The organism is Cryobacterium fucosi (genome assembly GCF_004403515.1).
GTDB classification, from domain to species: domain Bacteria; phylum Actinomycetota; class Actinomycetes; order Actinomycetales; family Microbacteriaceae; genus Cryobacterium; species Cryobacterium fucosi.
The window spans coordinates 1-2,701 of sequence record NZ_SOHH01000090.1; the positions used below are offsets into that span (position 1 = coordinate 1).

The following is a 2,701-nucleotide window of genomic DNA, read 5'->3' on the forward strand; positions in this document are numbered from 1 at the left end:
CCCGGATCATGGGCGACTGGGGGCAACAACCATGCCGGGCCTGACAGGCCAACACCCTCACATAACTACACGATCAAGGGATACGAAGAAAGTAACGGGTCTCGACAGGCTCGACCACCGGGGGGGGGTCTCGACAGGCTCGACCACCGGGGGGGGGTCTCGACAGGCTCGACCAGCGGGGTCAGGCGTCGCGGAGGATCCCGTCCGGGGTGACCACGAGCATCCGGTTGTCGCCGGCCTCAATGACGACCGAGGCGATGTGGGGCCGGTCGGCGGGGAGGACCCGGGCGGTCAGACGACCGGAGTCGAGGGCGTCCAACTGGCCGGCAACGGCCGCGGCAACCCGGGCGGCTTCGACGGGCGGGTTGCCGCCGCTGTCGTCGAGCAGTGTCACCTCGACCCCGCGTAGCCGCGCGGCCCGGGTGGCGGCGACGAGCGGCTCCACGAACAGGGCGCGGGCGCGCATCGCATCGCGCAGGGTCGCCTCCACGAGCAGGCACTCCGCGCGCATCTCCGAGAGGATCTCCTCGGACCGCGCGAGGCGCTCGAGGGTGGGCCGGGAGAGCGCATTCACCTGCGCCAGCTGGGATTCGCGCTCTTCGATTGCCGCGACCGCGGTGGCGGCGGCAGCGGCGTTCAGGGCGCGCGCACGATTGAGGACGGCCAGGGTGAGCGAGGACCGTTTGAGCCCCACGGCGAAGAGAGTGCCGGCGAGCAGGGTGCCCGCGTGGCGCACGACGAGGAGCACCCCGTCGACGACGGACAGGCCGTTGGTGAGCGCCCAGGCGATTGTGATTGCCGACATGATCAGGTAGCCGATCCAGGCGAACCCTTCGCGCCCCCGCACGGCGAGCACGACCAGGAGCAGGGTGACGGCCCCGAGATACCAGTGCCCGAACGGCGTGCCCTGCACTGCCGTCATCGGGTAGGACACGAGTGCCGTCGCCGCCGCGCAGAGGGCGAGCACGGCGATGGTCGCCGTGCGCGACAGCGAGTCTGCCCCCCGGGAGATCAGGACGGCCGCCGCCGACACCGCGGCGAAACCGGCGATCTCCCAGGGCAGTCCGAAGAGCGATTCGGAGTCGCCGAACGCGAGCAGGGCGTGCACGCCGATGAACATGGCGAGGATGCCGAGGGACAGCGACCGTGGAAGTTGCACCACGGTGCGGGGCGGCTCGGTGTCGACGGGTGCGGTTTCGGCAGGCGTGGTCGCCGAGTGTGGTCTCGACAGGCTCGACCACCGGGGCAGGGTCGGTCTCGACAAGCTCGACCACCGGGGTGGGCTCGACCACCGAGGGGTGGGGGGTCTCGACAGGGTCGACCACCGGGGCAGGGTCGGTCTCGACAAGCTCGACCACCGGGGTGGGCTCGACCACCGGGGCAGGGTCGGTCTCGACAGGGTCGACCACCGGGGCAGGGTCGGTCTCGACAAGCTCGACCACCGAGGGGCGGGGGCGGGGGTCCACGAGACCTCCACGTCGGTGCCGGAGCCGGGGCGGGAGCGCACCCTGGCCTCGCCGCCCTGCAGGCGCTCCATCCGGCCGATGATGCTCTGGGCGATCCCCAGCCGCTCGCTGGGCACGAGGTCTGGATCGAAGCCAACCCCGTCATCGTGCACGACCACGCGGATACCGCCGCGGTGCGGCTGCACGGTGACCGTGCGCACCACCCGATGGTGGGCGCCGAGGCCGGCCGCGGCAACCGAGTTGCGCAGGGCCTCACCGACGGCACCGAGCAGGGCGGTGACCGCAACGGCCGGCACGGCCAGGGCCTCGTCCAGATCGGCCTGCACGATCGCATCCGGGGCCAGCTCGGCCGCGAGCTGCTCCAGGCGGGCGGCAACCTCCATGCCGGGCAGCGACTGGGTCGACCTGGGCAGGCGGAGGGCGTCGAGACGGTCGAGGGTCGAGGCCGCGTGACGGGACAGCGTCTCGGTGGGGATGCCGCCGCGTCCGGCCATCAGCAGGGTCGAGATGACGCTGTCGTGCACGAGAGCATCGATGGTCAGCCGCTCCCGCTTGCGGGCGAGCCGGGCAGCCCGGTCGGCCAGCGCGGCGCGGGTGATGCGCGCGGTGTCGTCGACCCGGGACGCGCCCCGCCTGGACATGATCGTGAGGCCGACGAAGACGCTGATCACAAGCAGCGTGTAGAGCGAATCCTCGACTCCGACGACCACTGGATGCGGGTCGGCCGAGGTCGCGGAGCGCAGGATCCCGCTCAGCGCGCTGACGAGGACGGCGTACGCCCAGCCGATTCGATCCCGGGTGGCTGCGGCGACGGCCACGGCCGGGATGCCGGTGAGCGAGATGATCCAGGGGATGTCGGCGCCGGCCGGGAGCGGTTCGGCCCGCATGACCAGCCAGAATCCGAGGATCGCCAGGAAGATGGCACCCTCGGCCAGGGCGAGCGTGCGGAGCAGGCGCAGCGGCGCCCAGGGGGCGAGAATGCCGATCAGCACGGGGATGCCGAAGACCAGCAGCCACCCGGCCCACGCGGCGCCCGGTGCGGCCAGGGCGGCCGGGGCGGCCGGCCAGGCCTGCGCCCGGAACGTGTCGAGGCTGAGCAGCCCGAAGACGAGGCCGGTGGGCCCGGTCGCGGTGCAGAGCACCCTGAACTGGCGCTCGGTTGCCGTCTGCCCGGTGGCCCGACCCGGACTCGGCGTGCGCTTCCGCCTGGGCGGGCGGTCGGGTCGCACGGCGTC

At 72.6% G+C, this 2,701-nt stretch carries 1 protein-coding gene; it reads right to left on the minus strand.

What is annotated here, in order from left to right; genetic code table 11:
* Positions 1-181 precede the first annotated feature (181 nt).
* Positions 182-2,701: sensor histidine kinase (locus tag E3T48_RS16830; RefSeq protein ID WP_166789740.1), on the minus strand; the 2,520-nt coding region annotated here is incomplete at its 5' end.